Below are 25,173 nucleotides of genomic sequence, written 5' to 3'. Positions count from 1 at the left end.
GTCTAGCATGAAAAAATATATAAGGAATGCTATAGTTGCTTCTGTAATAGTAGTCATAATAACGAGCTTGTTTAGTTATTGGTATCGTGGGTATATTTATTGGCTAGATTTAATAAATTCTGCCATAGGGACATTCATAATCTGGGCATTTTTGTTTCCACTTGTTTATAAATTAACTGACAGTTGTCGGAAAGAATAAATGCAAAGAAAGTTTTAATTACTTCTTATGAGTAAAAAAGGAAGACAGTATCCGACTTGATTAATACATTTACATAGCAGGCTAACTCAGGGACTTGCATTATGAGGGGGAGTCGGATAGTGGGGGTGGAAGATGTTGATGAGGTTGGCTAGGATTTTATGGTATTAACCGTGGTTGCTATATGTATAAGCTCTATATGGTATAACATTACAGTAGAACAGCTCCATCTAATTTAACTTATATTTGCTTGAATGAGAAGTGGCTGAACATAATCTCAACGGGGAAGAGGATGACATTGAGATGATAAAGATACAACTTCAATAAACGAGGTTTTATATTGCTTAAAGAGGCTACCCAGTGTGGGTAGCTTTTTTAAGTATTGAATGAACATTTTGTTTAATTTCATTGATGAAGTATGCAGGGTATTCCTCGTAATCTATTGATCTAGAGCGAATTTGGTAGAGTTCATCATCAGTGAAATATAAGGTTACATCTAGAATAATACCGAATAAACTGTAACCGCCAAATAAATTCCAATTTATTGGTAATAATAGGCAGTTTAGTAAAGTATAGCTTGTATAGCCCTATCTTACAATACGCTCCGGGTTTTTATATATATAATAAATAATCTCGCCTGTGAAAGGTATACAGTATCCAGAAAAATATGTTTTTACATTAAGTAAATTACGCTATAAAGTTCACAAAATGCCCTCTCCTCCATAAGATTATTGTCTTAATAATCATGGGGAGGAGTAGGCATTTATTTATGTGAACAATTAAGGTCATTCCATGCTGCATGAAAAGGACAGCTTTTTAGCGTCGTATTATCATCTCGTAAAAAGTACTGTCTCCATTCGTAGTTGTCTAGAGCACCGTAGCTATTTAAATCCGGATGTAAACCTATAGAATCATACTTCACCAATCTTTCTCTAATTCGCTTTTTAATTTTTTTAGCGTTTACTTCTGATTGGTAAAAAGTCTGCAAGACCCACCTGGGTGTAATGGCAAGCATCATCGTATCAAAATGTCTGCTTTGTCTCTTTTCATGTGCTGGCGTTGCACAATACACAAAATACCTTTCATCATGGAAACAAAATTCCCAGATTGGGTTATGTGGATCAGTAGGAATATCCTCTGGCCAACCACTACCATCAACCGAGGTCAACGTACTTAATTGTTGCCAAAATAATTGCTCATAATCGTTGACGGTATAGGAATTTATCATACCATCTGTAAGTCGAAAAAATAGTATAAGCGAAGTGTAAGCTCCAAACCGCTTTGATTTATTTGTAAATTCCTTTAATAGGTCAGCTAGCTGCCCAACTGTTTCGAGTTTTCTTGGGTCACCCAAAAATCCATAGCGTAGTTGATTTAAAGTAAAACCAATTGTCGCAGGAATGCATGGGAACAGCTTTTCTTTATCATTCATTTTTATTACAAATTGTTCAAGAGTAGCTCTTTCCCAACTACTTAAATTGTTCCTATTTGTAGGGCTATCTTGATATAGTACGCTAATTCGAATCACCTCCAACCTCCTATAATTTATTCAGTTATATAGGTTGGGTGATTTAACTAAATGAAAATGGGCGTTTTATACCACAGTTTATACGTATTAACCAAAAAAGCATGGAATATCTCCTTTGTGGCACATTAAATTCAATTCTCCTTACTAAAGTTGCTAGGTAATGACTAGAAAAAATACTAAATTTATTTCTGTGTTGTGGGGCATTTTAAATAGTGGGTATTTGAGGAGGTACGACATGGCTCAGTCTAATGAAGAAAAGAAAATGAAGTGGTGGCAATTATCGTTATTTGGAGTAGGTTGTACAATTGGAACGGGTTTCTTTTTAGGATCTAGTATAGGGATTAAACAAGGTGGTCCATCTTTTGTCATTGGTATTATTTTGGCTGGGATTGCGACCTATATTATCTACGATGCTCTAGCTATCCTGACTGCCAGTCATCCAAAGAAGGGTGCTTTTCGGACCTATGCTAAACAGGCATATGGACGATGGGCCGGTTTTAGTATTGGCTGGATGTATTGGTTTTCCGAGATTTTAATTATGGGAAGTCAACTTACAGCATTGTCGATATTTTCGCGATTCTGGTTTCCCAATATCCCTATGTGGTTATTTTCACTTGGATATGCTGTGCTAGGTTTAGCTGTTTTATTAGTGGGTGCAACGAAACTAAGTAAAATCGAGAATATATTTGCAGTTATGAAAATAGCGGCAATTCTCATGTTTATCGTGATAGCTGGTGCCTATGTGTTTGGTTTTTTTGAAGGTGTAAATAAGTTACATATACCGAACGGCTTAAATGAATTCTTTCCTAAAGGATGGATGGGATTTTGGTCCAGTCTCATTTTTGCATTCTATGCATTTGGAGGAATAGAGGTAATGGGCCTTATGGCAGTCCAATTAAAACAACCAAAAGAAGCACCAAAAGCTGGGAAAATAATGATCTTATCCTTAGTCACAATTTACACGATTGCCTTGGCATTGGCAATCATCCTAATGCCTTGGGATGCGTTTAATACAGAAAAAAGTCCATTTATTGATTCATTAAAGGACTTTGATCTCAACATTATTCCCCATATCTTTAATGGTGCAATAATTATTGCAGGCTTCTCTACTATGGTTGCATCATTCTATGGTGTTACGACTATTCTAGTTTCATTAGCTGAGGACAACGATGCACCGTCCTTATTCGCTAAGAAGGGTAAATTAGTTATACCAATTCCAGCGCTAGGTTTACTCATAGCAGGAATCGTAGCATCTATTATTATGTCTCTGGTATTACCAGAAAAAATATATGCCTTTATCACAACTGGGGCGGGTCTAATGCTACTGTACAACTGGTCATTTATTATTCTATCTGCTCGAAGGTTAAGAGAAGTAGACCTGAAAGAAAATATAAAATATTATCTCGGTATTGCATTATTATTAGCTGGTGTCAGTGGTACATTGCTTGATAAAACAAACCGTCCTGGATTCTTCATTAGTCTAGGGATTGTTAGTCTTATTGGTTTAGTTGCATTCTTTATGAATAAAAAGTGGAAAAAAGACCAAGAACACTAATCTTATATTAACAGTAAAACCCCTTGCCATCCAAAGTAAAGTCCAAAGCCAATTAAGGCTAAACCAGAAATAATTGCAATGCCTGTAAGTACTTGATGGTTTAATATTTTTCGAAAACTACTTGAAACTGCTGCCATGGCTATGTCCCATGCTAATAATCCGATAAAGATAGCACAGCTATAAATTATTAAGGATTGGAGTCCGTAACTAGATGCAGTTTTAGCGAGTACGGACCCATATATCCCTAACCAAAATAGGATAGTTAATGGATTAGTTATGGACATGATAAACCCGGCAATGAAAGATTGATGTAAGGGTTCTTTATTTCTATTGTTGTCAGCCTTTATATCCTTTGCACTTAACATGCTTTCTACACCGGTATAAATTAAGACAAATCCACCAAATAACCATAAGAATGTTTGTACAAATGGTATCTCAACAATATGAACGATTCCTAAATAAACGATTAACATATAAAATGCATCGGCAGTAATAGCTCCAAGTCCAACAAACCAAGCGGGAAAAAACCCTCCCTTAATACCCCGGTCTAATTGTGCAGCATTAACTGGTCCAATTGGTGCTGCGAGGGATAGGCCTAATAGAATATAGCTAAAAAAGGTACCCAAAGTGAACACTCCTTACGTGATTAAACTATCTATTTATTTCTATTCACGGAGGAGTGCTTGTACAACAAAAAGTATAGAAATTTATTTAGCATAGAAAATTATTTAGTATAGAAAGAGGCTGTATATTAAAATGTAAATAAAACGATATAAGGAGAGGGGAATATTCGGTGACTTGATGAGGGGGCTGAAAAGGTCCAACTCTTAGAGCGGACCTTTTAAAGCGAGTTTAGTTTGTCTCTTAACGTTATTGTTGAGGTAAGTTTAGGGCTGTTTGCGTTGTCTGCATATCAACCGATAATTGCTCATTCATGTTTCCGGGATGATAATAGCCTTTGGAAATCATGTAGTTTGTGATTTTTTCGTGTGATTCAATTGCCATAATCAATTGTTCTCTTAGTGCTTCTCTAATTTCCGGAGTGGCAGTTTCCGTTATTGCTGCTGCGTAATTCTTAATTCCTGTCTTAGCAGAAATAAGTAAATCTGTTGCAATTACTTGGTCTGTCATTCCACCCATTCCTGCCATGTTTTGAATCATTCCAGTCATTTTATCTCTCCTCCTATGATAAGAATCCTTGTAATGTTTGGATACTTTGCCTATCCATTTGCGTTGTTTGTGTCAGTAATTGCTTTAGCTCGTCATCTTGAGCAAGTGCATTCATAGCTGTTGATTTCGTAAGGCAAAGGTTCTTAAACGTTAGCAATTCATGTAATTCTAACGTTTCGTGTACACCTGTTGTTTTAGGCATAGCATTTTTCCTCCTTTATTATGGGATTTAGTTCTTTAATAGAATGACCTTAGTAGGATTTATTATTAGTGCTTTTTTTGCTGGATAAATTTGTAAGTAACTAACTCTCTAAATACACTAATTTCAAGTTTGTTTATATTAATAAGACTACTTAAACAGGCTATTAAAAGGTGAACGTGCGAAAAATAGTATTTGCTTGCTGTTACTTCTAGTAGGTAATGTTATAATAATAAGCTACTTCATTCTTGAATTAATACATACAATAATCGAACAAGAAGTTAAATAGTCATTGACAGGAACACGGACTGTTTTTATAATAGTAAGCAAGTGATTACTTGCAAAATTTGGAGGGAACTTAATTTGAGTCGATCCACAAAGGATAAAATTATTGAAGCAGCAGTAGAACTTATTAGCGAAAAAGGGTATAAGGGAGCAACGACTAGAGAAATAGCGGAAAGAGCAGCGGTAAACGAGGTTACATTATTCCGTCATTTTGGAAATAAGAAGGGTATTGTGGAAGCAGCTATTCAAAAATATGCATTCGTTGACTTGCTCGAAAATACATTAGAAGAAAAAATGACATGGGAACTTGAACAAGATTTAAAAATGTTAGTTAGAGAATATCAGTCTTTACTAGAGAAAAAGAAATCCGTTATCTTATTAAGTATTAAGGAATCAAGTGAATTCCCAGAATTGGACGAATTAATCAAACATATTCCCCAAAAGTATATTGATCTATTAGAGAATTATTTTACAAAGATGATGGAAGAGGGAAAAATAAAAAGAGTAGATCCTTCTATTATCGCGACAAATTTTGTTTTTATTAATTTTGGCTATTCATTAATGAGAACGAGGATTAATCCAGGTAAAAAAGAATATTCAATTGATGATTTCATTGAAAAAAACATAGAATTTTTTATCCAATCACTTCAATAATTTTTTTACGCCCCATGCAAGCAAGTACTTGCTATACTAAGAGGAGGTAGTAATTATGAATGTACTTAATAGCTTTTTTAAACAAAAAGAAACCCTAATAGGAATTGCAGCGGCTATTGCATTCCAATTAATATTTGTCTTCATTTGGCTAACAGCCTATGATGGTGTATATGATCGAACAGATCAATTTAAGATAGGAATTATTAATGATGATATCGGTTATGGAGAGGAAATCGTAGAACAATTAGAACAAGGCAATCTGTTTCAGATAACAAAGTATAGTAACTTACACCTTGCCCAAAAAGAATTGGATGATCGAAATATTAATATGCTAATTCATTTTCCTAATCAATTAACCGAAAATATACTAGCAAATGAAAATGCTAGTATAGACTATTATATTAATCAGTCTACAGCAACTTTAACCAAACAAATGATGGAGAAAATAGCAGGTAATATAACAGGGCAAGTAAATCAGCAGGTACAACAAGCAATAAAAATTCAAATAGCAGACCACGTACCTCAAATGCTAGCAGAGCAGTCAGAAAATAAACATGTGGTAGAACAAGTTACAAGTCAATTAATTGATATACTGCAAAGCAGTAGTAATCCTAGTATTCATGAAAATGTTATGAAAATCAATGATAAAGAAGGATTTGCTCCAACGATGGTACCGTTGTTAATTGTATTGGCTTCCTATATTGGTGCTATGCTGGTTAGCCAACATCTACAATTATCAGAAGGAAAATTAACGACCATGCATAGTAAATCATCCCTTTTTATAGGGAGACAAATAATTAATGTACTTGTAGCAATTGGTGTATCACTATTAACCGTTTGCTTAATGTATTTGTTTCACATTGATATCAATCAAAACTTCTTCGTTCTATGGGGCTTTCAAGCACTGTTAATGTTTAGCTTTTTAACCTTATCTCAAGTTTTCGTCATGTTATTTGGGAATATCGGTATGATTTTCAATATTGCCTTAACCGCATCACAATTAGTTAGTTCAGGAGCTATTGTCCCACGTGAATTATTGTCTTCTTTTTATCAGGGACTTGGTGATTTACTTCCAGCGACATATGGGGTGAATAGCTATTTCAGTCTAATTTATGGTGGAGGTAATGTATTGTTAGATATGAAGTATTTAAGTATCATTATTGCTTCTCTTCTGGTTGTAACAATTTTTGGAAAAATAATCCAACATTTATGGAAGAGATTACAGCCAATTAGAACGACTGAGAGTTAATAATTGAAAAGTTGAGATATGTTTGCACTTTATATCCAATAGTTTAACCCTATAGTTTTATTAATAGGATATTTTCTACTTTGCTATTAATGAGAAATACACTAATAAATGGTTCGAATCATTGATTTTGATGATTAGAGCCATTTTTACTTTCTAATTAGAACCTAACGTCAAGACTTAAAAGCAACTCCCCGCATAAACTCTCGGAATAATCCACTATCCTTTCACATACTCTTGTAGATAAGACAAGTTTTATAAATCAAAAACAGGAGGTGTAAAAATGGCATCTAACTCTAAATTTAAAGACCCAGGGTTTATCTTAACGATAGTATTAGTTCTCTATGCAGGCTTTGTATTCATCTGGTGGCCGACAGACATTTATGTTGCTGGGATTTCTTTGGTTGGATGGTTGATGTTTATCGGTTTATTCTTCTGGTTTTTATTAGCGATTATTTATTGTCTTTGGATTGAAAAGCGAGAGAGGGAGAAAAATAGATTAGGATAGGAGGGGATAGTGATGCGAACTACAGAAGCTATTATTCTTTTTATTTATTTAATTGTTATTACTGTGATTGGTATTTACTTTTACCGAAGAGCACGGCGATCGGAAAGTGATTATTTTACTGCTGGACAAAGTATCAATACTTTTGTTGGCGCATTTGCTATTTTTGCTGCAGTAGCTAGCTCTAGTTCTTTGATGGGGGCAGTTGGATCTGGGGTTGCTTTAGGAGTACCTTACTTTTTTACGTATGCATTTGGTGTTATTGCAATTATGCCGTTTGCGATGTTTTTAATTTCAGGACAAATTCGCCGTTCTGGTGCGAAAACGATGCCAGATTTTTTTAACCAACGATATGGAAAATCAGTCCAAATTGTTTCCGCTGTTATTGTTGTAATTGGAATGACTTTTTATATGGTACCACAGTTAACAGCATCTGGTCTTATCGGCTCCTATGTACTCGGAATAGATTATACAACGGCCGTTATCGTACTTGGATTGGGCTTTACTATATATGCGGCATTAGGTGGGATGTGGGCTATTACCTATACGGATCTTTTACAAGGTGCGATTATGCTGGTAGGAATTGTCGTACTTGCTGGATTTATTTTAGTTGATCATAGTGGCCTTAGTTCCTTAATTAGTGATGCTCTCGCAGTGAGCCCGACATTTGGAGATATTACACAGCCTTGGATGTCCTATTTCGGTCTATTTATTGCATTTCTATGGTTTGGCATCATTTCGCCATCTGTCGTCATGCGTAATTTTGCTTCTCGTGATGCCAGAACTGCTCGGCGTTCTGCTATGTGGGCATGTTTATTATATTTAACATTATTTATATCAGGCTTCATGGTGACATCTGCTGGCGCAAGTTTAGGAATTATTGAATCGTTAGATAGAAGTGATATGATTTTTGTTTCTGTTGTGGAACATTATTTGCCGCCGATTTTGGGTGGAATTATGCTGGCAGGGCTTATGGCAGCAATTATGTCCTCTGCGGACGCCATGCTATTGGCCATATCCGCAGGGATAGCACATGATATATACAAAGGACATATTAATAAACGGGCATCAGAACGATTTGTCACGGGGTTAGGACTTGTCGTTATGATTATTGCAAGTGTTGTCGGTGTCATTATTGCGATTGATCCACCAGGGTTGATAGCTATCATGGTTGGTTGGGTCGGCGGATTCTTATTATCCTCTTTCGGATTCCCACTAGTACTAGGACTTTGGTGGAAACGAGCAAATACAACAGGGGCTCTTGTCGGGATGGTAGGAGGAGCAATCACCTTTTTGATTCTTATTATTGGGCAATGGCTCCCTACCAATGCAGAACCTATAATTGGTGCGCCTGTATCATTACTTTTAACCGTTATCGTTAGCTTAATGACGAAACCACCAGCGAAGGACATACAAGACCGAGTGGATTACTATCATGGTCATTTAAACTAGTGAAGAGGGTGATGAATCATGCATGCAATAGAAAACAAAAGAAGATCAATCCAACGAGTTGGAACGGAAAATAGGATAAGTGAAGTGGAACTCTACCAATATATTTATAAAAGTCTTGGACTAGGGCAAAAATTCAATAAGTCTATAACTATAAAACATTTAATCGACTATACTACAGAAAAGAAACTGATCTATCATCCCTTTTACATTGCGAAAACAATTGTCATTGCAGAACGCCCACCATTTCCTCCGAGAAGAACACCGAATCTTATTTTTGTAGATGGGGTTTCAGGCTATAGAGGGGTGTTTTCTAAGGTACCACCATTAACAAGGGAAGAGGTGGAACCGGATTACCTGGTATCTGTTAGGATTCCAGATGAACATAGTGCAGTAAACTATGTAAGGGATGTACAGCAGAAACAAATAAATCGTTCTTATGTATTAAAGAAGCCAAAACACGAAATCAGAGAAATCTCCTTAAATTATTTGCCGTTATGGAAAGTAGCAGTGAAAAGTGAGCTAGTTAAGGAGATATTTTATATAAATGCTAATACGGGAGAGTCGGAGAAATATATGAGCAGAAGGTGGCGAGAAGGTAAGGACTTGTTATAGTAAGAGGGACATGGGGAAGAAGAGTATCCCATGTCCCTTATAATGTTATAAATTCTGCTAAAAAATATGAAAAGCCCACGCTATAATTGGACCAAATATAGTGCCAAATACAGCACTCAATGTCATAGAAACAGAACTCATAGAACCTGCTAATTCCCCATACTCAAATGTTTTTGCAGTACCTAAGGCATGGGAGGAGCTGCCGAAAGCAATTCCCTTTCCAAGATAACTGTCGATACGACTCCATTTCAGAATATGAGGTCCCAAAATGACACCTGATAGACCGGCAATCATGACGAACACGGCAGTCATGGAAGGTATCCCGCCTAGTCCAGATGAGATTTGTATTGCAACGGGGGTAGTGATGGACTTCGGCAGAATAGACAAAATTAAGTCTTCTCCAATGCCAAAAGCTTGAGCAAATAATAATCCACTTACCATTCCAAATAGCATTCCAGTGAAAACACCAGTAACGATGGGAAGAATATTTTCAATAAGTACTCTTCGATTTTTGTAGAGTGGATACGCTAGTGCTACAACACCAGGGCCAAGTAAAGCATTAATCCATTTCCCACCAATCATGTACTCGTCATAGGAAATATGAGAAAGTGTCAATAGTAGTACTAATACTATTGTAGTCGTTAGAACTGGAAGAAACACAGGATAAGGTAAATATTTGTATATCGTTACCATAGCAAAATAAATCCCGACTGTTAGGAGGACTATACTGATTGCGATAAGTGTTTGTTGCATTTTTTTCGCTTCTTTCGTGATGTTGATCTTTTCTCGATGAGCTGACTAGTATATCCAGCAGCAATCATCGTTACGATAGTACTCATGATAATAATGAAAAATAGAATTCCACCATCTATAGAGAATAATGATGGATATTTTATTATACCGACCATAGCGGGAATAAATAATAAAGGTAGTAAAGCAAGTAAAAGACCTGCCCCATCAGCTATGAAACTAGTAGGCATAAGCTTACAAGATAAGCAAGTTAATAATAGAATAAGACCGATAATACTACCTGGTATTGGTAAATTCAATACGTTGTGTAGTACATCGCCAACAATTGAAAACATAAATAAAATAGCTATTTGTAAAATAATCCGTATTCCTTTCATAAAAAATAAGTTGTCCTTATATTAGGAACAACTTGCCCACCTTCTTTATCATTAGTATGGATAAAAAATAAATATTCTTATATTTTCCTCTAACTACTTGTATAACACAACTACATAATTGTATTATACAAGTAGTTGAGTTTTTGTCAATGGATTAATAAAGGAGGGGGGAAGCTGGTGCAAAAAGGAACTAATAAAGCAATTGAGCGGATAGAATATGAGATTACAACATTTATCCGTCATGCTGTATACAAGGAAAAAACAGACAAGAAGATAGGATTTCTAGATAGATCGATTTATTTGTTACTGCGGAATTTAGAAGAGTCCGGACCATCAAGATTAAAAACATTGGCTGAACGTTTTAAGTTAGATATATCAACAATTTCTAGACAAGCATCAACTGCCGAAGCAAGAGGGTTTATTTCCCGTTCTAAAGATTCATCAGACGGGAGAGGAAGTGTGTTCCAAATTACCCCACTCGGTAGAGAAAATTTACTTGCTGACAAAGAAGCAAGAATAGAACGATTCCAAAATATGTTACAAGAATGGTCTATTGATGAACAGGAATTGTTTGCTGAACTATTGAGCAGCCTTAATGATTCCTTTATTGATTAGTTTTATGTGAATTCGCTTTTGGTGAGTCAAATTATAATGCGTATGTCATATGGCACGGAAAAAGAAGGACATTTCCGTGCTTTTTTTGGTAGATAAGAAATTATGAACAACAGGGAGTAGTTTAAGCCTTAAGTAGGAGTAACATGCGCCCAAGTCAAGCGCACAAGCGTCCACACCAAGTGCACATGCACCCAAACCTGAGCAAGATGTGCCCAAGCTAAGTGAACATGCGCCCAAACCTGGATAAGATGAGCACGAGCTAAGTGAGTATGCGCCCAAACCCGAGCAAGATGCCCCCAAGTCCAAGGGACATACACCAAAACTCGAGAAAAGATCCCCCAGCCCCGAGCAAGATAAGCCCTCACGTCCAAGCACACATGCGCCTATTTCTAAATACTATAAATATAATGTCGATTAATTGACAATGGTATAACCATATTCTATTATAATCTAGATTAAACCAATTGAATTAATAGGAATTAATGCTAGTTTAATAATATGACTGTTGTTTTCATACATAATTCCAATTGGTGGTTATTTAGCATTAAGCTAAGGAGTGGTAATTAAATAGGCAGAAATACATTACGTGCTTACTTAAAATTCAAAATATTCTTCAGGAGGAGACACAAAATGAAAAAAATTGCATTAGGCATGCTGCTTTTGGTTCTAGCTATTGGACTGATAGCTTGTAGTAATGGATCAACGAATAGCGATGAAGATTCGGAGAGCAGTAAAACATATAAAGATGAATTAAATATTGCTGTAACAGCTCAGCCGCCAACATTGGATTCAGCCTTGACTGTATCACAGGTGGCATTAGGTGTTGCAGGTAACATATTCGAAACGCTCTATACATTAAATGAAAATTATGAACCAACGCCAATGCTTGCTGAATCGGTAGATGTAAGTGATGATGGAAAAACATATACATTTAAATTAAGAGAAGGAATTAAATTCCACAATGGTAATGAAATGACTTCAGAAGATGTCGTGGCTTCTATGAATAGATGGTTGGAGCTATCTTCTCGAGCTAAAACATTATTAGAGAATGCAACATTTGAAGCGGATGGACCATATACGGTTAGATTGAATTTAGAAAATCCTTCATCTGATGTGTTAATTGTTATGTCTGCACGTTCTAACTTCCCGGCAATTATGCCAAAAGAAATTATTGAAAATGCACCGGCAGAAGGCGTAACAGAATATATTGGTACAGGTCCATTTAAATTTGAAGAATGGAAACAAGATCAATACATTCATTTAGTTAAAAATGATGATTACCAAGCTGTTGATGAAGAAGCAAGTGGGTATGCTGGAAAGAAAGAAGCTTTAGTAAATGATGTATATTATCATTTTGTAACCGATCACTCGACTCGTATTGCTGGTATTCAAACAGGACAATACGATATCGCGGAAAGTATCCCAACCGAAAGCTATGAACAGCTTAGTGCAATGGACAACGTAGAGCTTCACACATTTGTTGGTGGAACACTGACCCTATTCTTTAATACGAATGAAGGCGTTCTTGCCGATGTGAACATGAGAGAGGCAGTAAATACTGCATTAAATATGGATGAAATTATGATGGCAAGCTTTGTAAATGAGGATCTTTACACCTTAGATCCTGGCTACATGAATCCGAATGCAGTTCAATGGTCTAGTGATGCAGGTAGTGATGTGTACAACCAAGCTGACTTAGAAAAAGCGAAAACTTTATTAGAAGAGGCTGGTTATAACGGTGAAGAAGTAACACTGTTAACTACTGGAGATTATGCTGAAATGGCAACGGCAACTACTGTTGTACAAGAGCAATTACGACAACTAGGTATGAATGTCAAAATTGATACGTATGATTTTCCAACCTTCTTAGATACGAAAAATAATCGATCTAAATGGGATATCTTTATTACAAGTAATGGATATCAATTAACACCACCGCAGTTACTAGCAGTAAATCCGGATTGGGCAGGATTAAATGATGCACATGTAACAGAGCTCTTAACAGCTATTCGCCAAGCATCAACACAAGAAGAAGCAAAAGCAATCTGGGATGAACTTCAAGGTTACTTGTACGAAATTCTTTCTTCTACTGCAATTGGACAGTATAAGAGTATCCTTGCTACAACGGATAAGCTTGAAGGATTTAATGTATTTGAAGCGCCTATCATCTGGAATACAAAGGTAATCGAATAGGTTTGTTATCCATGTAGAATATGAGTTTAGTAATCCTCCACTCGCGGTAGCGGTGGAGGATTACATTTAATTCAACTCTATGGGAAACGAGCAAATTAGTAGATTTTTAAAGGTAGCAGAAAGAGCTCTGTACCTTAATAACACATTTTTATTCTAAAAAGAAGGGAGGAACTTCTTTGCTTAGTTTTATTGTGAAGAGAATTTTATCTGTGATTCCCGTTTTATTTGTTGTATCATTGGTGATTTTTTTAATTGTCCATTTAACACCTGGAGATCCAGCGGCAGCTATGTTAGGAATTGAAGCATCTGAAGAACAGATTGAGGCATTGAATGAAGAATTAGGGTTGAATCTCCCAATCTATCAACAATATTTTCATTGGGTTTCTGGAGTTCTTAAGTGGGATTTCGGAGAATCTTATTTTATGAAAGAATCTGTGACGGAATCGATTTTCAGTCACTTAGGTCCAACCATTTCATTAGCATTATTAGCAGAGATTATCGCTTTGATTATAGCAATTCCTATTGGCATTATTGCTGCTTATCGACGAGGCTCATTTACTGATCAATCCTTAATGGTGACCTCCTTATTAGGAATGGCTGTTCCGAGCTTTTTACTTGGATTATTATTGATGCTATTGTTCGGTGTGCAGCTTCAATGGCTTCCTGTTGCTGGTTATAAGCCGTTAAGTGCTGGTTGGTGGAACCATCTACAATATTTAATATTACCAGCGATAGCATTAGGAGCGATTCAAGCTGCCCTTGTTGCTCGTATGACTCGTTCTTCGATGTTGGAGGTGCTGAATAAGAGCTTCATTAAAACGGCTCGTTCTAAAGGGTTAAAAGAACGTAAAGTAGTTATAAAACACGCACTAAGAAATGCTTTTCTTCCTGTGCTTACGGTTATTGGGCAATCTTTCGGTACATTAGTAACAGGTGCGGTAGTAGTAGAAACTATATTTAACCTTCCTGGTTTAGGTCAACTTATCATAAATTCTATTGAACGAAGGGACTTTGCGGTCATACAGGGAGTGGTGTTATTCGTAACATTAATCTATGTGTTTATTAATTTAATCGTGGATTTACTTTATGGGGTTATTGATCCAAGAGTGAGATTTGATCGGAAATAGAGAGGGGGGGATTGACGTGTCTGACAATGCGGTAAAAGAGAGAGTACAAGAAATAAAGTCGAACTTAAAGAAACAACAACGTCAATTGCTTAGTAGACGCTTTTTCTCCAATAAATTAATGGTTATCGGAAGCTCCATTTTTATTTTGCTAGTATTATTTTCCCTCTTTGGACCTTTATTCATGCCATATGATCCGTATGAAATGAAAGTGGTTGATCGATTGCTAGAACCAAGTACGGAACATATACTTGGTACGGATGAATATGGGCGAGATCTAATGACGCGGATTGTGTACGGTGCTAGAGTGTCCATTGGTGTAGGCTTAGCGGTGACCGTGATATCGTCCATATTAGGGTTGATAATTGGTCTTTACGCAAGTTATTACCGAATACTAGATAATATCTTGATGCGTATTTGTGATGGATTAATGGCGATTCCTGGCATCCTTTTAGCCATAGCATTAATGGCTGCTCTAGGACCGTCCCCAACAAATGTCATTATTGCGTTGACTATTGTATTTACACCTAGCATTGCCCGTATTGTTCGTTCTTCTGCATTAGTTATTCGGGAGCAGACTTATATAGAAGCAATGCACGCACAGGGAGCAAGTGGTTTTCGAATTATCTGGCGGCATATCGCACCAAATACGTTATCACCTCTTATTGTGCAAGCAACATTTATTTTTGCTGAAGCGATTATATCGGAAGCAGCACTTAGTTTTTTAGGTGCAGGAATTCCGGTTCCAGATCCAAGCTGGGGAAATATATTACAAGCTGGTAAACTAGTAATCTTTAAAGCCTGGTGGATGGTTGTATTCCCTGGGTTGGCAATTATTATTTCAGTACTAGGCTTAAATCTTCTAGGGGATGGGTTACGAGATTTACTTGATCCGCATTCTTCACGAAGAAAAAGTAATCTACTTAGAAGGAAGAAAAGGAGGTAAAGTTATGGAAAAGCAGCCTCTATTAGAATTGAAAAATTTAAAGACACATTTTCACACGGATGATGGAAAATTGACCGCAGTAGATGGAATCAGCTTTCAAGTGAAAAAAGGTGAGATTCTAGGCGTGGTCGGGGAGTCCGGTTGTGGCAAGAGTGTCATGTCTCAGTCGATCATGAGACTATTAGATGAAAAATATACGACGGAATATGAAGGGGAAATTCTGTTACATGGAGAAAATCTACTAGATCTACCCATGCCCAACATGCAAAAAATTCGTGGAAATGATATATCCATGATTTTTCAAGATCCTTTAAGCTCCTTAAACCCAGTTTATACGATTGGTGACCAAATAAAAGAAACGATTATGCTGCATCAAAAAGTGAATAAGAAAGAAGCAACGAAAAAAGCAATCGAGATGCTACGACTAATTGGTATACCTTCACCAGAAAAACGCATGAAGGAATATCCTCATCAGCTATCTGGTGGAATGCAGCAGCGAGTCATGATTGCTATGGCTCTTTCTTGTCAGCCTAAAGTATTAATTGCCGATGAACCGACTACTGCATTAGATGTAACCATCCAGGCACAAATATTAGATTTAATGGTTGATTTGAATCAACGTCTAGGAATGGGAGTAATTTTCATAACCCATGATTTAAATGTGGTTTCCGAAATATGTGATCGAGTAATTGTGATGTATCTGGGCCAGGTAGTGGAAGAAACGACCACAGATCATCTCTTTTCTAAACCACTGCACCCATATACAAAAGGATTAATAAAATCAATCCCACAAATTGATGGAGATAGAGGAAAAGAGCTTCACATGATTGAGGGGACAGTTCCTTCTTTAAATAATGTTCCAAAAGGCTGTCGCTTTGCTTCACGTTGTCCATTTGCAGATGACCTTTGTAAAGAGAACGCCCCAGAGCTACGTACGCTTGAAGGGAATCAAAAGGTAAGATGCTGGCATATTGAAAAAATACTGCAGGAAGAGGAGGGGAAGTATGACATCACAAGCTAGGGAACGAGAAGCTATATTAGAAGTACAACATTTAAAGAAATACTTCCCTGTAACAGGTTCTATTGGACGTATTGGTGGAGTAAAAGGCGAGGTAAAGGCGGTAAATAATGTCTCACTGAATCTCTATCCTGGGGAGACATATGGTTTAGTAGGAGAGTCTGGTAGTGGTAAAAGTACTACAGGAAGAACAATCTTACGGCTAACCGAACCCACCGATGGGAAAGTCATTTATAATAATCAAAACATATTTGAACTCTCCCAAAAGGAACTTAAATCTGTACGTAGAGATATGCAAATGGTTTTTCAGGACCCTTTTTCCTCGTTAAACCCACGGATCCGGATTGGAAAGGCATTAGAGGAGCCGTTAACAATTCATTCGATAGGAAGAAAAATTGAACGCCAGGACAGAGTTTTTGAGATTTTAGACAAGGTCGGAATGCGGGCGGAGCATTATTACCGATATCCTCATGAGTTTTCAGGTGGTCAAAGACAGCGTCTAGGGTTAGCAAGAGCGTTAATTTCAAATCCGAAAATCTTAATATGTGATGAGCCGGTCTCCGCATTAGATGTGTCTATCCAGTCACAAGTGATTAATCTATTACAACAACTGCAGGATGAATTCAATCTCACGTATCTATTTATTACCCATGACATTAGTGTTGTACATCATATTTCAGATCGGATAGGTGTTATGTATTTAGGGGAGATTGTGGAGGAAGCACCTACAGAGAGTTTATTTGCCTCCCCCTTACATCCATACACACAAGCGCTTCTTTCAGCAGTACCAGGTAAACATCGTACCCAAGCTAGGGAAAGGATTGTACTAAAAGGGGAAATCCCATCCCCATTAGATCCGCCTACAGGTTGTATGTTCCACACTAGATGCCCATTTGCAACGGACCGTTGTAAGGTGGAGATCCCACAGAAAAAAGAGATATCTCCAGGTCATGTTGTAGCTTGTCATTTGTATGATGAATAATTTCGTAATTTTATAGTTTCATAAGAATGAACGGGGGAATGAAAATGGCAATAATCAGTAAACAGAATGGTAGTTTCGGAATTTATAATGAAGAAGGTTTACAGGTTGAGGGAAGCTTTACCGCTAACTCGAAAGGGCTTAACCCAAAAGAATTACTTGAATCCTCCATTGGAATGTGTTTAACCATTGTGATTCAGCGAATGTTAGAAAGAGATGAAATTGAAGTCCAAGATGGGGAATTTTCTATAGAGGTTACTGGTATAAAAGCAGAGAATAGTCCATCACGGTTTGAACAATTTGATGTTTCCATTAAGCTGCCTGATAGCTTAACAGATGCGTATAAAAAGAAGATTATTGTATCAGCAGAACGCGCTTGCACAATTAGCAATACTGTTTCACGGGGCGCTTTGGTTAAAATAAATTCATGACTTCAAACTCAATAAAAGCTCACATTTCTATGAAAATGTGAGCTTTCCATCTAAGCCTCCCCATTACAAATTCCCTTACCAGTTCACTCAAACTTAAACTTTGGAAAAAATTATCATTCCCTTTCACCCCATAAACAAGTGTAATAATACGAATATAGTAACGGTGAGCTTTATATAGTAGTAATGTGTGAAGATTTTTTGTAACCGAAAATGATTTCTATAAAGGTATAAACACCGTAACGATAAAATTAATTACAATGTGGGGGATTAACGTGACAACAGAGAATCAACTAATTAATAAATCCTATTATGAAAATATAGTGGATCAGAATAATAAGGAGCATCCAATTAAAGTGTTGGGTGATATGTACATGGAGGAGATGAAGAAAGAACGTCCAGAACTATCCTCCATTCGATATGCTCAAGGAGAAGTGTATTTTTTAAATAATGATTTTGAAGCGGCTATTTATAAATGGCAACATCCTTTAGATGAAAAATTTATTCCATGGGCACAGAAAAATATAGCGGATGCTCATTTTGAAATGGGTTTATGGGATCATGCAGAAAAATTTTACAAGGAAGTAGAAACCGAGTCGATAGACTTGAAGACGGAGGTACTACTCCAGCTTTTTTCACTTTACATACAACAAGGGGAACAACAAAAAGCAGTTGATGCAATTAAGAACGCTGTTACATTAAATCCGGATTATCCAAGTGTGACGGAAATTGCACAGACGTACTTTGAGGATATTAAGGATTGGGATCATGCAGTTGAATTGGCAGTAAAGGACGCAATCCGAACAAAGTCACTTTCCTGGATCACGATATTAGAAGAGTATGTAGGGAGAGGACTTACTACCCATTATGGCCCAAACTATTTTAACGAGGTATTAGTCACCGTATTAGATATGGACAAATACCGATTTGAAAGCCTTACTGAAATATTGTGGGACAGCTATCGACAAAGTGAATTCTATCTTCATTGGCTAGAAGAAATTAACGAGCTTTTATTGAATAATAGTATCGAAGAATCGTATATGTGGAAGAAGCTGCCGAACCTATTTAAAGATGCTTACTTTGAATTAATCAGTGGAAGGTTTCTAATAAAAGAGATTTCTACATTAATTCAAAAGCATTTATCAAACTGGTTAGAAATATCATCTACATCTGATACATTAATCTCTTCATCGGCTGTTCTGGCTTGGAATGATATTTTTCCTTCCGACCTGCAAGCAACACTGATTAATGAAGCAGAATACTATTTTGCCAATTCTAACGTCAGTCAAAACAACCGGCAAGAGGGGATTAAACTATATGAGTCCATTAAGAAATGGGCAGAGAAAGAGGGCTTGTTAAATGATTTAGAAGTATTTATGGAGCCAATGTTAGAGGAGTACAACATCGATGTGGCAAGTCCATCCAAAATACGGAATATTATAAAGGCTGCGATAGAATTTCTGATTGAAAAACGTATAGAAGTCTTACAAGAAATTATGGATAAGATTCATTGGAACGAAGAGCTACTTACAAGACTTCATGATATACAAAGTCAGCTGCATGATATGGAAGTCGAAGAAGCAAGAGTTGTAACGGATTCATTCAGTCAATTAAAACAGGATGCAATACAACAAATCAAGAGAAAGCTGCCTGAAATAATTCGCAATTGTTCTGAACTAATAAAGGAAGATAGTGATTTTGGTAAGCTTCATGTGGACCTAAATAACGAAATGAATAAGCGGATTGCGAATTATATGGAAAGGACGGCTCTATATGATTTTAAACATGCAATTGCAAGCTGGATAAAAAATTCCGAAGAAGTATTCAATACTTATCAATTGAATTTAGATGATATGAGTGAAGGCCTTAATTACCAATATGGAGAGGAAAGGCTTAAATTAGAAGGTGATTTTAAAGTATTGGATGATTGGCAGAGGGACATGGAACGGATAACGAGGGGAATGCTTCATATTGAGAAAGTGAATATCTTGATGCGTAACAATCCGTCTCAATTATTGTTAAAGGGAGCAGGGAAACTGTTTGGTTCCATTTCAAAAGGTAATGATAAATTGTACAGCAAATATAGAAGCTATATTGAAAATGGGGATTACAGTGAAATAACCGAGAAAATCATCCAACCGTTTATCCAACAGGTAGAATTGTTTGAGGGCTCGATAGAATGGGATATTAGTAGATTTTTCGCAAATTCCCATGATGTGATAAATAGTGTAAGTGAGGAACTACAAGGAGATATCGCCAAACATACGGATTCTCTAGAAATAATGAGAGAAAAACCGGAATTCTATCGTGATCCACTTACCCTATTTGATTTAAAGCTTCGTCAATATGAGTTAATGAATACGATAAGTTAATGGAAAATTGACCCAGAGTGAGAGCGCGAGCCCTGGGTCAATATGATATCGAATTATGTTTCTCTGTTATTAATGGCTTGTTGGAGAAATATCATTTCATCTGCAAGACTATGGAGTCGTTTAGAAACATTTGAATCATTTATTTCATTGGTTTCCATGTCAAAAGAATTGTTTGGGATGAACACATTTGCAGATGGGACTAATCCTTTTAAATAGCTAAGCACAGGCTTTAATTGATATTCCGGTACAAGAAAATGTTTATCTGACCATCCGGTTGCAATAATCCCAGTGACTTTATTTTTGAATCCATTCTCTGGTATGAAATCCAATAGGTTTTTCAATACACCTGAAATGGATGCTTGATAAATAGGGGTACCAAATAGAAGAAAATCAGCGGATAGAATTTTTTTTACAACTTTCCAAGTATCTTCGTTGTAATAGGAAAGTGGCTCTCCGCGGCATAACTCCACCTCGTATTCTCTTAAATCAATTAATTCAATCTCCAGTTGTGGATCTATGGAAGAAGCAGCTGTTAAAAAGGTAGACACTGCTTGTGACGTTTTTTCTCCGGCTAACGTTCCAGAAACTCCGACTAATTTCAATGTGTTTTTCCTCCTTCTATTCATATAGTCACTCTTTCTGCTTTAGTACTATACGCTTATAAAATCTAGCGTTAACTATAATTTAAATCCTATCCTATTCTAATAGAAATATCAAAACTACTTAAACAGACAAAGTAATGTTACTTCGGGGCCAGTAGAAAGTACAACGGAAATTCTTTCTAAGGAAGGAACATAGCATATTATTGTGCGTATTTTTTGAAAATTATATCTCCCTTCTATACGATATACTTGTAGGAATAAAATTTAACAAAGGAGAGGATTGTGTATGAACGGAAATACAGTCTTAATTACTGGTGGTGCAGGTGGTATTGGAAAAGAGACAGCGAAAGTATTTTTGGAGAATGGTGCGAATGTGGTTCTCGTAGATGTTAGTGAGGAAGCTTTAGAAAGCGCAAAGGAAAGTTTAAATCAATCGGATAAAACATTGGTCATTCAAGCTGATGTTACAAAGGAAGAAGACGTCATTCAATATGTTGAAAAGACGGTGGGAGCATTTGGAGCCATTGATGTATTCTTTAATAATGCAGCAATTTCTGGGCCCTCCATTCCGATTAAAGATCTTGATAAACAACAATTTGAAAGCGTTTTATCGATTAATGTAACAGGTGTGTTTTTAGGATTAAAACATGTTATAAAGCAAATGGAAAAGCAAGGATATGGGTCCATTATCAATACAGCATCAAATGCCGCTTACATAGGGGCTGCCGGCATGGCAGGATATATAGCCTCTAAGCATGCTGTTGCAGGATTGACTAAAACAGCCGCTCTTGAAGTAGCTTCTAGTGGTATTCGCGTGAATGCGGTAGCACCTGCTGCCATCGATACACAGATGTTATCCGGTATTCAAAAGAACATGAATCCGGATGATCCTGAAGGGGTTGGAGAAGCACTTAAACAAGGTATCCCATTAGGTCGCTTTGGCACGCCAAGAGATGTAGCAGAAGTCGTGTTATTCTTGGCTTCTGATAAAGCCTCATTCGTAACAGGCTCATTATATAATGTTGATGGTGGAATGCAGGCGGATTAAGAGACTAGTTGCATGGCTATTCATTCTGTTTATGAACCAGTTGGAAACGCCTCGTTATTACTATTGTAGTTAAACCGATAGCAAAATAATATCCTAAATAAAAGGTAATATTTACGAATAATGATAAAAATAACTTATTATAGAACGATTATCGACCCCCGAACGTTAGAGTGAAAACTAGCTTTCGGGGTTTTTTTAATGGCTAAGTGCAGTGAGGAATTTAAAATTAAGCTCATCAGCAAGTGTTTATTATATAGAGGTATATCTAATATATATGACGAGGGTAACTGATTTTGAAAGGGATTTATCCAATGTTATTATTCCCGGACTCTTAGCAACAAATAAAAATAGGCCTTTTCTATTCTTTAGGAAAGAATAACTTATAGGGGATTTATACTAGATTAATAACGTATTTATTTCAAAAATATATCTTTGACTATATTTTAATAGGGAGTTCATCTAAGCATATGATATCTATTTGAATATAATATAGCGACTATTACAAAAAGGAGGGAATAATCTATGAGTAACGTATGGAGAAACCCAAGTATCTTTGGGGATAGTGGAAGAGGGTCTGGTGACTCTAGATCAAGAAGTAATTCAAAAAGTAATTCAAGAAGCGATGCTGATAATGAACTAGATTTTAGAAGTGATAATGAAGTAGATAATGATACTGATGTTCGTGTTAAAGATAAAAATACGAATGTTGCAAGGGCTAGAGTTGAAAATAGTGGTAATTCAAGAGTAGATCTAGACATTAATGTAGATAGTGAATCACGTGCTAGAGTACGTGCTAGGTCCGAAGCGGATTCTGATCAGGACCAAGATCAAAGACAAGATCAAGATTTTGATTTCTAATAAGTCTTTGCGAGGGATACTTGATACAGTATCCCTCTATTTAAATTTATCAACAAGAGGAGTGAATGATGTTGGAAAAGCGAATAGAAAATAAATTAAAAACGCTGATAGACAAGAGTGGAAACTCAGATATAGATCTTGTTGTAAATATAGAAACAAAGGCAATCGCTTATAGTGTTTTATGCGGCATTTATGCTAGAGGAGATATAAATGAGGAGGAACTAGAAAGAGCCGTTGAAAAATTAGATTCATTGATTGAGCGGGATAAGAGAAAACAAAGAGAAAGAAATCAAGTATTGGAATTTAACCAGAACCATAGAGAAAATTCAAAGCGAACTTCAAGAAGAAAATGGATTTAAACATTTTCTTCTTTTTTTACCTCAAGAATGATCTGCCATTAACCGTTTGTTTTAAATGATGTAAAATGTTCAGGTCTTGTAATTCATTTATTTAGCAAGATGATAAATGTTGAAGTTAAGCCTGTTATATCACAAGATAGCTTCTACAAAAATACTGATTTATCTGTACTAGATGAAGATTTTTCAAAGGTGTTAACCTGAAGAAGCTCGAATTTTAGACAGAGGTGTTGAATAGCTCGGTATCATAGTATAATGAAAAAAATGGTAAGTTTAAAAGGAGCTTTTAATCATGAAGAAATCATATTTTATATGGCTTGCTATTTATGGTGTTGTTTGGGTATTTGCTTATTTAGCATTTCCATCAGGTATAAACAAGATACAGCTTACTAGTATGTGCGTGTTTTTCATCATCTTGTTTATACTTCCTATCACTGCAAATAAACCAATTTGGCAGACCATTTTATTCTCCATACAAGCACTAACCACTATCGGTGTTTTTCATCACATGGGCAGTATGTTCAATCCATATGTATTTCTACTTCATGCGTTAATTATTGCCGAAGCAGTGTTTTACCTTAATCGCTTGAAGAGTTTTATTGTAATTGGCGTTCAGCTAATATGTGCTTTCGTAATCATGATGGAAGCTAATCTCTCTACTACCATATTAGTTTGGTATGGACTTTTATATAGTTTAATAATTACTGCCCTGTTCTATTTTCAGACGGTACATATTAGAGAAAACGAACTATCAAAGAAGTATGATGTCTTATTAGATGAATATAGAAAAATGAAAAGACAGCTTATGATTGAAGAAGAACAAGCAAGACTCGATGAGCGTAATATGATTGGGCGGGAAATCCATGATTCAGTTGGACATAAGCTTACTGCTTTGTTAATGCAATTTGAGGCATTCCGTTTAAATGCCGTGGAACAAGATAAAGAGAAAATGACAACCCTTAAAGAGCTTATCAGTCAAAGCTTAGAAGAAACAAGAAAAGCGGTAAAATCCTTTAAACAACCAGAAGTAGGCGGTCTCCAGGGGATTATTCGGTTAATCAGAAAGTTGGAAATAGAAAGCTATATGAAAATTCATTTCTCTGTTAAGCATGGTGCTTTCGCAGCTCCACTCTCAGGGGAGCAGTCCTTTGCCATATATCGTGCTGTACAAGAAGCGCTGACCAATATTATGAAGCATAGCTCAACAAGAGAGGCGCGTGTTATGTTTGAATCGCCTGGTCGAAGTATTTTTCGTTTCGAAGTAATCAACCAAACAACTTCTAATTATCATTTTCAAGAAGGATATGGATTGAAAGCAATGCGAGAACGATTAGAAAAAGTTGGAGGTTCATTGGATGTCACACAGGGTGAGCATCAATTTAGTGTAAAAGGGGTAATTCGATTAATAGAACGAGGTGGACAGTATGATTAAAGTGTTGTTAGCAGAGGATCAAGTAATGGTACGTCAAGGTCTAAAAGCAATGATTGAAACAGATGAGGAGATTATTGTAATGGGTGAAGCAGACAATGGTATGGAAGCTGTCGCTTTATGTGAAAAACAGCTTTTTGATATAGCTATATTAGATATTCGTATGCCAGAAATGGATGGGATTGAAACCGCAAAGGTATTACGGACACGATTCCCGCATATAAAAGTTTTAATGCTTACAACGTTTGACGACCAGCATTACGTGGTAGATTCGCTGAAGCTGGGAGTTAGTGGATATATGCTAAAAAACGGCGATACGGAGTCTCTTATACGATCGATTAAAAGTACGATGAGTGGTGGACTCTCACTGGAGGATCAGGTTGCAGCAAAAGTAATGCCTTATCTCCTTCAAAACCAAGAAGAAGGTGAATCGGTGGACCCAACATTAACACCAAGAGAAAGAGCCATTTTAAAATGTATTGGAGAAGGGCTCAATAATAAGGAAGTAGCAGAACGGTTAGGGTTATCTGTAGGAACGGTAAAAAATCAAACAAGCCAAATTTTAGATAAATTAGAGTTAAGAGATCGAACTCAATTAGCAATATATGCAATTCGCCATCGATTAGTTTAGAAAAAATGACGAAAGTAACTAGTACCTATATCGTAAGTGACCAAA

Annotated in this window: 26 protein-coding genes; 19 read left to right on the top strand and 7 right to left on the bottom strand. The window is 36.4% G+C overall.

Annotated features, from left to right (window positions below; genetic code table 11):
- Positions 1 to 959: 959 nt before the first annotated feature.
- Positions 960 to 1,715 carry a YqcI/YcgG family protein gene (locus KGF86_RS11890; protein WP_425516490.1) on the bottom strand — a complete coding sequence of 252 codons (756 nt, stop codon included), beginning with the start codon at positions 1,713 to 1,715 and terminating at the stop codon, positions 960 to 962.
- A 244-nt stretch (positions 1,716 to 1,959) separates the two neighbouring features.
- Here KGF86_RS11890 and KGF86_RS11885 point away from each other — a divergent pair, with 244 nt between their 5' ends.
- On the top strand, positions 1,960 to 3,279 hold the full coding sequence (locus KGF86_RS11885) for an amino acid permease (protein WP_211741985.1): 1,320 nt from the start codon (positions 1,960 to 1,962) through the stop codon (positions 3,277 to 3,279).
- 2 nt (positions 3,280 to 3,281) lie between these two features.
- Here the strand turns inward: KGF86_RS11885 and KGF86_RS11880 are convergent, their stop codons facing one another.
- The 3 genes from KGF86_RS11880 to KGF86_RS11870 form a co-directional block, all read right to left on the bottom strand.
- Positions 3,282 to 3,905 carry a LysE family transporter gene (locus KGF86_RS11880; RefSeq protein WP_211741984.1) on the bottom strand — a complete coding sequence of 208 codons (624 nt, stop codon included), beginning with the start codon at positions 3,903 to 3,905 and terminating at the stop codon, positions 3,282 to 3,284.
- A gap of 244 nt (positions 3,906 to 4,149) precedes the next feature.
- Positions 4,150 to 4,449 carry a spore coat protein gene (locus KGF86_RS11875; protein WP_186871017.1) on the bottom strand — a complete coding sequence of 100 codons (300 nt, stop codon included), beginning with the start codon at positions 4,447 to 4,449 and terminating at the stop codon, positions 4,150 to 4,152.
- A gap of 13 nt (positions 4,450 to 4,462) precedes the next feature.
- Positions 4,463 to 4,651 (bottom strand): spore coat protein, encoded by a 189-nt coding sequence (locus KGF86_RS11870; RefSeq protein WP_186871018.1) that lies wholly within the window; start codon positions 4,649 to 4,651, stop codon positions 4,463 to 4,465.
- A gap of 360 nt (positions 4,652 to 5,011) precedes the next feature.
- On the opposite strand from KGF86_RS11870, the gene KGF86_RS11865 reads away from it, so the two are divergent.
- The 5 genes from KGF86_RS11865 (at position 5,012) to KGF86_RS11845 (ending at position 9,402) form a co-directional block, all read left to right on the top strand.
- Positions 5,012 to 5,587: a TetR/AcrR family transcriptional regulator gene (locus KGF86_RS11865; protein ID WP_211741983.1), complete on the top strand. Its 576-nt coding sequence runs from the start codon at positions 5,012 to 5,014 to the stop codon at positions 5,585 to 5,587.
- A 55-nt stretch (positions 5,588 to 5,642) separates the two neighbouring features.
- Positions 5,643 to 6,836 carry a YhgE/Pip domain-containing protein gene (locus tag KGF86_RS11860; protein ID WP_211741982.1) on the top strand — a complete coding sequence of 398 codons (1,194 nt, stop codon included), beginning with the start codon at positions 5,643 to 5,645 and terminating at the stop codon, positions 6,834 to 6,836.
- 280 nt (positions 6,837 to 7,116) lie between these two features.
- Entirely contained in the window at positions 7,117 to 7,341 is a 225-nt protein-coding gene (locus tag KGF86_RS11855; protein ID WP_186871021.1) for a hypothetical protein, read from the top strand.
- Positions 7,342 to 7,353: 12 nt separating this feature from the next.
- Entirely contained in the window at positions 7,354 to 8,790 is a 1,437-nt protein-coding gene (locus KGF86_RS11850; protein ID WP_186871022.1) for a sodium:solute symporter family protein, read from the top strand.
- An 18-nt stretch (positions 8,791 to 8,808) separates the two neighbouring features.
- On the top strand, positions 8,809 to 9,402 hold the full coding sequence (locus KGF86_RS11845) for a hypothetical protein (RefSeq protein ID WP_186871023.1): 594 nt from the start codon (positions 8,809 to 8,811) through the stop codon (positions 9,400 to 9,402).
- A gap of 57 nt (positions 9,403 to 9,459) precedes the next feature.
- Here the strand turns inward: KGF86_RS11845 and KGF86_RS11840 are convergent, their stop codons facing one another.
- Positions 9,460 to 10,155, bottom strand: coding sequence for an LrgB family protein (locus KGF86_RS11840; RefSeq protein ID WP_211741981.1), 696 nt, complete (start codon positions 10,153 to 10,155; stop codon positions 9,460 to 9,462).
- On the bottom strand, positions 10,125 to 10,529 hold the full coding sequence (locus KGF86_RS11835; RefSeq protein ID WP_186871025.1) for a CidA/LrgA family protein: 405 nt from the start codon (positions 10,527 to 10,529) through the stop codon (positions 10,125 to 10,127). Before KGF86_RS11835 ends, KGF86_RS11840 begins: the two co-directional genes overlap by 31 nt.
- Positions 10,530 to 10,706: 177 nt before the next feature.
- On the opposite strand from KGF86_RS11835, the gene KGF86_RS11830 reads away from it, so the two are divergent.
- From KGF86_RS11830 to KGF86_RS11795, 8 genes are all read left to right on the top strand, one after another.
- On the top strand, positions 10,707 to 11,144 hold the full coding sequence (locus KGF86_RS11830) for a MarR family winged helix-turn-helix transcriptional regulator (protein ID WP_425516486.1): 438 nt from the start codon (positions 10,707 to 10,709) through the stop codon (positions 11,142 to 11,144).
- A 630-nt stretch (positions 11,145 to 11,774) separates the two neighbouring features.
- Positions 11,775 to 13,337 carry an ABC transporter substrate-binding protein gene (locus tag KGF86_RS11825; RefSeq protein WP_211741980.1) on the top strand — a complete coding sequence of 521 codons (1,563 nt, stop codon included), beginning with the start codon at positions 11,775 to 11,777 and terminating at the stop codon, positions 13,335 to 13,337.
- Between the two features lie 176 nt (positions 13,338 to 13,513).
- On the top strand, positions 13,514 to 14,464 hold the full coding sequence (gene nikB / locus KGF86_RS11820; protein WP_186871027.1) for a nickel ABC transporter permease: 951 nt from the start codon (positions 13,514 to 13,516) through the stop codon (positions 14,462 to 14,464).
- 10 nt (positions 14,465 to 14,474) lie between these two features.
- Entirely contained in the window at positions 14,475 to 15,407 is a 933-nt protein-coding gene (locus tag KGF86_RS11815; RefSeq protein WP_425516489.1) for an ABC transporter permease, read from the top strand.
- A 4-nt stretch (positions 15,408 to 15,411) separates the two neighbouring features.
- A complete protein-coding gene (locus KGF86_RS11810; protein ID WP_211741979.1) occupies positions 15,412 to 16,428 on the top strand; it encodes an ABC transporter ATP-binding protein in 1,017 nt (338 codons plus the stop codon).
- A complete protein-coding gene (locus tag KGF86_RS11805; protein WP_211741978.1) occupies positions 16,412 to 17,407 on the top strand; it encodes an ABC transporter ATP-binding protein in 996 nt (331 codons plus the stop codon). Before KGF86_RS11810 ends, KGF86_RS11805 begins: the two co-directional genes overlap by 17 nt.
- A 44-nt stretch (positions 17,408 to 17,451) precedes the next feature.
- On the top strand, positions 17,452 to 17,835 hold the full coding sequence (locus KGF86_RS11800; protein ID WP_186871031.1) for an OsmC family protein: 384 nt from the start codon (positions 17,452 to 17,454) through the stop codon (positions 17,833 to 17,835).
- A gap of 272 nt (positions 17,836 to 18,107) precedes the next feature.
- Positions 18,108 to 20,204 (top strand): tetratricopeptide repeat protein, encoded by a 2,097-nt coding sequence (locus KGF86_RS11795; RefSeq protein WP_211741977.1) that lies wholly within the window; start codon positions 18,108 to 18,110, stop codon positions 20,202 to 20,204.
- A 53-nt stretch (positions 20,205 to 20,257) separates the two neighbouring features.
- Here the strand turns inward: KGF86_RS11795 and KGF86_RS11790 are convergent, their stop codons facing one another.
- Positions 20,258 to 20,806: an NADPH-dependent FMN reductase gene (locus tag KGF86_RS11790; RefSeq protein ID WP_211741976.1), complete on the bottom strand. Its 549-nt coding sequence runs from the start codon at positions 20,804 to 20,806 to the stop codon at positions 20,258 to 20,260.
- Between the two features lie 286 nt (positions 20,807 to 21,092).
- Between KGF86_RS11790 and KGF86_RS11785 the strand changes: the two genes are divergently transcribed.
- The 5 genes from KGF86_RS11785 (at position 21,093) to KGF86_RS11765 (ending at position 25,128) form a co-directional block, all read left to right on the top strand.
- Positions 21,093 to 21,854, top strand: a complete 762-nt coding sequence (locus tag KGF86_RS11785) for an SDR family NAD(P)-dependent oxidoreductase (protein WP_211741975.1) — start codon at positions 21,093 to 21,095, stop codon at positions 21,852 to 21,854.
- 522 nt (positions 21,855 to 22,376) lie between these two features.
- On the top strand, positions 22,377 to 22,712 hold the full coding sequence (locus tag KGF86_RS11780) for a hypothetical protein (RefSeq protein WP_186871034.1): 336 nt from the start codon (positions 22,377 to 22,379) through the stop codon (positions 22,710 to 22,712).
- 71 nt (positions 22,713 to 22,783) lie between these two features.
- Positions 22,784 to 23,071: a hypothetical protein gene (locus KGF86_RS11775; protein WP_186871035.1), complete on the top strand. Its 288-nt coding sequence runs from the start codon at positions 22,784 to 22,786 to the stop codon at positions 23,069 to 23,071.
- A 289-nt stretch (positions 23,072 to 23,360) separates the two neighbouring features.
- Complete coding sequence (locus KGF86_RS11770; protein WP_211741974.1) at positions 23,361 to 24,500, top strand: sensor histidine kinase; 1,140 nt, start codon at positions 23,361 to 23,363, stop codon at positions 24,498 to 24,500.
- Positions 24,493 to 25,128 (top strand): response regulator, encoded by a 636-nt coding sequence (locus KGF86_RS11765; protein WP_211741973.1) that lies wholly within the window; start codon positions 24,493 to 24,495, stop codon positions 25,126 to 25,128. Before KGF86_RS11770 ends, KGF86_RS11765 begins: the two co-directional genes overlap by 8 nt.
- The last annotated feature ends 45 nt before the right edge of the window (positions 25,129 to 25,173 follow it).

This window comes from Ornithinibacillus massiliensis, assembly GCF_018310345.1.
In the GTDB taxonomy this organism is placed as follows: Bacteria; Bacillota; Bacilli; order Bacillales; family Amphibacillaceae; genus Ornithinibacillus; species Ornithinibacillus massiliensis.
The sequence above is the reverse complement of the archived record's forward strand: the minus strand, read 5'-3'. Positions and strand labels throughout refer to the sequence as shown.

Coding starts and splice junctions, on each gene's coding strand:
- KGF86_RS11840 (WP_211741981.1), bottom strand. CDS start 10,155: ATGCAACAAACACTTATCGCAATCAGTATAGTCCTCCTAACAGTCGGG.
- KGF86_RS11785 (WP_211741975.1), top strand. CDS start 21,093: ATGAACGGAAATACAGTCTTAATTACTGGTGGTGCAGGTGGTATTGGA.
- KGF86_RS11825 (WP_211741980.1), top strand. CDS start 11,775: ATGAAAAAAATTGCATTAGGCATGCTGCTTTTGGTTCTAGCTATTGGA.
- KGF86_RS11875 (WP_186871017.1), bottom strand. CDS start 4,449: ATGACTGGAATGATTCAAAACATGGCAGGAATGGGTGGAATGACAGAC.
- KGF86_RS11810 (WP_211741979.1), top strand. CDS start 15,412: ATGGAAAAGCAGCCTCTATTAGAATTGAAAAATTTAAAGACACATTTT.
- KGF86_RS11845 (WP_186871023.1), top strand. CDS start 8,809: ATGCATGCAATAGAAAACAAAAGAAGATCAATCCAACGAGTTGGAACG.
- KGF86_RS11770 (WP_211741974.1), top strand. CDS start 23,361: ATGAAGAAATCATATTTTATATGGCTTGCTATTTATGGTGTTGTTTGG.
- KGF86_RS11765 (WP_211741973.1), top strand. CDS start 24,493: ATGATTAAAGTGTTGTTAGCAGAGGATCAAGTAATGGTACGTCAAGGT.
- KGF86_RS11885 (WP_211741985.1), top strand. CDS start 1,960: ATGGCTCAGTCTAATGAAGAAAAGAAAATGAAGTGGTGGCAATTATCG.
- KGF86_RS11800 (WP_186871031.1), top strand. CDS start 17,452: ATGGCAATAATCAGTAAACAGAATGGTAGTTTCGGAATTTATAATGAA.
- KGF86_RS11780 (WP_186871034.1), top strand. CDS start 22,377: ATGAGTAACGTATGGAGAAACCCAAGTATCTTTGGGGATAGTGGAAGA.
- KGF86_RS11855 (WP_186871021.1), top strand. CDS start 7,117: ATGGCATCTAACTCTAAATTTAAAGACCCAGGGTTTATCTTAACGATA.
- KGF86_RS11860 (WP_211741982.1), top strand. CDS start 5,643: ATGAATGTACTTAATAGCTTTTTTAAACAAAAAGAAACCCTAATAGGA.
- KGF86_RS11805 (WP_211741978.1), top strand. CDS start 16,412: ATGACATCACAAGCTAGGGAACGAGAAGCTATATTAGAAGTACAACAT.
- KGF86_RS11850 (WP_186871022.1), top strand. CDS start 7,354: ATGCGAACTACAGAAGCTATTATTCTTTTTATTTATTTAATTGTTATT.
- KGF86_RS11835 (WP_186871025.1), bottom strand. CDS start 10,529: ATGAAAGGAATACGGATTATTTTACAAATAGCTATTTTATTTATGTTT.
- KGF86_RS11870 (WP_186871018.1), bottom strand. CDS start 4,651: ATGCCTAAAACAACAGGTGTACACGAAACGTTAGAATTACATGAATTG.